Source organism: Arthrobacter sp. H41, assembly GCF_000520535.1.
In the GTDB taxonomy this organism is placed as follows: domain Bacteria; phylum Actinomycetota; class Actinomycetes; order Actinomycetales; family Micrococcaceae; genus Arthrobacter_D.
The window spans coordinates 18,798-21,339 of record NZ_KI914819.1 but is presented as its reverse complement, the minus strand read 5'-3'; the positions used below and the strand labels follow the sequence as shown (position 1 = coordinate 21,339).

General features: G+C 66.2%; 3 protein-coding genes. All 3 read left to right on the top strand.

Going from position 1 to position 2,542, the window contains the following annotated elements; genetic code table 11:
• Window positions 1–160: 160 nt before the first annotated feature.
• The 3 genes from purN (at window position 161) to Y705_RS0113035 (ending at window position 2,478) form a co-directional block, all read left to right on the top strand.
• A complete protein-coding gene (gene purN, locus Y705_RS0113045; RefSeq protein ID WP_026533176.1) occupies window positions 161–730 on the top strand; it encodes a phosphoribosylglycinamide formyltransferase in 570 nt (189 codons plus the stop codon).
• Window position 731: 1 nt separating this feature from the next.
• A complete protein-coding gene (locus Y705_RS0113040) occupies window positions 732–1,748 on the top strand; it encodes a magnesium and cobalt transport protein CorA (RefSeq protein ID WP_026533175.1) in 1,017 nt (338 codons plus the stop codon).
• Window positions 1,749–1,881: 133 nt separating this feature from the next.
• Window positions 1,882–2,478: a DUF6318 family protein gene (locus Y705_RS0113035; protein ID WP_026533174.1), complete on the top strand. Its 597-nt coding sequence runs from the start codon at window positions 1,882–1,884 to the stop codon at window positions 2,476–2,478.
• The last annotated feature ends 64 nt before the right edge of the window (window positions 2,479–2,542 follow it).

Below are 2,542 nucleotides of genomic sequence, written 5' to 3'. Positions count from 1 at the left end.
AGCCGCCGTCATTGCCGGATCGCGTCGGGCCCATCGCGCTGCCCGGGTGCGGCATGTCCCGCTGGTCCGGATCCTGCTGCGGCGGCGGTGCAGGGTGCTCTGGGTGCTCGACGTCTTTCATGGGTTTAACCCTAGGCGACGGCGCGCCTAAGGTGGTGCCATGCGCATAGTCGTCCTGGTGTCGGGCACCGGATCCAATCTCCAGGCCGTGATCGACGCCGTTTCCTCGGGAGCGCTCGACGTCGAGATCGCGGCGGTCGGCGCCGACCGGCCGGGCACCTACGGCGTGCAGCGAGCGGCTGACGCAGGGATCAGCACCTTCGTCGTGGACTTCAGGGCGTACGCCGACAGGGCGGAGTGGAATGCCGCGCTGACGGCGGCCACCGTGTCCTACACGCCCGACTACGTGGTGTCCTCGGGCTTCATGCGGATCGTCGGCCAGGCATTCCTCGATGCCGTCCCCGACCGGTACCTCAATACGCATCCGGCCCTCCTCCCGAGCTTCCCCGGCGCGCATGGCGTGCGCGATGCGCTCGCCTACGGAGTCAGGATCACCGGCTGCACCGTCATGATCGCCGACGCGGGCGTGGACACCGGGCCCATCCTCGCGCAGGCCGCGGTGCCCGTACTGCCGGACGACACCGAGGAGGCCCTCCACGAACGCATCAAGGTCGAGGAGCGCCGGCTGCTGATCGAGACGCTCCGGCAACTCGCTGTGAAGGACCGTTGACATGGCACTTGTGGCCAACGCCGTCTACGTGGACGGCAGGCGGCGCCTGGAGCCGAAGAACCTCGACCAGACCTTCGAGCTCATGCGGGAGCGGGGCGGGATGGGCTGGATCGGCCTGTACCGGCCGTCGGCGGCGGAGATAGCGGCGGTTGCGCAGGAGCTCAACCTTCATGAGCTCGCCGTCGAGGACGCCACCAACGGGCACCAGCGCGCCAAGCTCGAGCGCTACGAGGACACGCTCTTCGTCGTGCTCCGCCCGGCACGCTATCTCGACGCCGAGGAGAAGGTGGAATTCGGTGAGCTCCACGTCTTCATCGGCTCCGACTTCGTGGTCACGGTCCGGCATGCCGAATCACCGAATCTCGGCAACGTGCGGCGGCGCATGGAGGAGAGTCCCGAGCTGCTGGCACTGGGACCACAGGCCGTGCTGTACGCGATCCTCGATGAAGTGGTCGATGAGTACGAGCCAGTGGTGCAGGGTCTCGAGAATGACATCGACGAGATCGAGAACGAGTTGTTCGGGGGAGACCCGGACGTGTCCCGCCGCATCTACGAGCTGCACCGGGAAGTCATCGAATTCCAGCGCGCCACACACCCGCTGCAGTCCATGGTCGAATCGCTCCAGCGCGGGTCGGAGAAGTACCGGCTCGATCCCGGGCTGGTCAGCCGGATGGGGGATGTGCGCGACCACGTGATCCGTGTCGTGGAGCGGGTCGATACTTTCCGGGCGCTGCTGCAGAACGCGCTGACCGTCCACTCGACGCTCGTGGCCCAGCGCCAGAACGAGGAGATGACACGCCTCACCGAGACCTCACTCGCCCAGAACGAGGAGGTGAAGCGCATCTCGTCGTGGGCCGCGATCCTTTTCGCTCCCACCCTGATCGCTTCCGTGTACGGCATGAACTTCGACGTCATGCCCGAGCTGCACTGGGCTTTCGGTTATCCCTTCGCCCTGCTGCTCATGGCGGCGATGGGAGGTGGACTCTACTGGACCTTCCGCCGGAACCGCTGGCTTTAGGGTGTTCCAGTTCACAGCACACCTAAGGGAAGTTGCTTAGGGCTACCGTTAGGCTTGACGGGGCGAACATCGTCCGGGCAGATCCGCGTCCGCTCCCGAAGACGCCGCCCCTATCCAGTTGTTGGGAAGATCAATGAATTTCACCAGGACCGCGGCAATTACCGCGCTCTCACTCTTGGCGCTGACCGCATGCGGCACTGCTGGGGAGCCGGAATCAGCACCCGAGGCCACTCCCTCGCCGGCCAGTTCAAGCGCTGCTGCAGCAAATATCGTGCAACCCGAAACCAATGAACTCGCCGGGGAAGGCACTGCGGAAGGTGCGCGGGCGTTCCTGTTCCACTATTTCGACCTCAAGTCCTACGCGCTGCAGACCGGGGACACTGCTCCCATGCTCGAGAACGTGGACGGGGCCAACGCCGAGCTCGACGCCGCAAAGAACCTCGAAGCGATCTACGCCGACGGTGGCTGGGTGCTCGGAGGCCAACCGAAGGTCACTGACATCTTCATCACCACGCCCGAGGCAGAGGTGGTGGACGGCGCCGACGTCACTGCCCTGATCACCGTCAACACCGGCGCCTACACCGAGTTCTCGGAGGGCGGCGACGTCCAGGAGCAGCGGCCGTTCACGCCCGGGGGCACCACCTACACCGCCGTCGTGGTCCATGCCGACGGAGCCTGGACTGTCACCTCGCTGGAGGCGACGCCCGACGCCGAGCTGCCGCAGGCCTAGGAATCCGTTCCGGGGCCGGTCTGGTGCGACTCCGGCCGCACCGGAGCGGCTGCTGCTCTGGAAG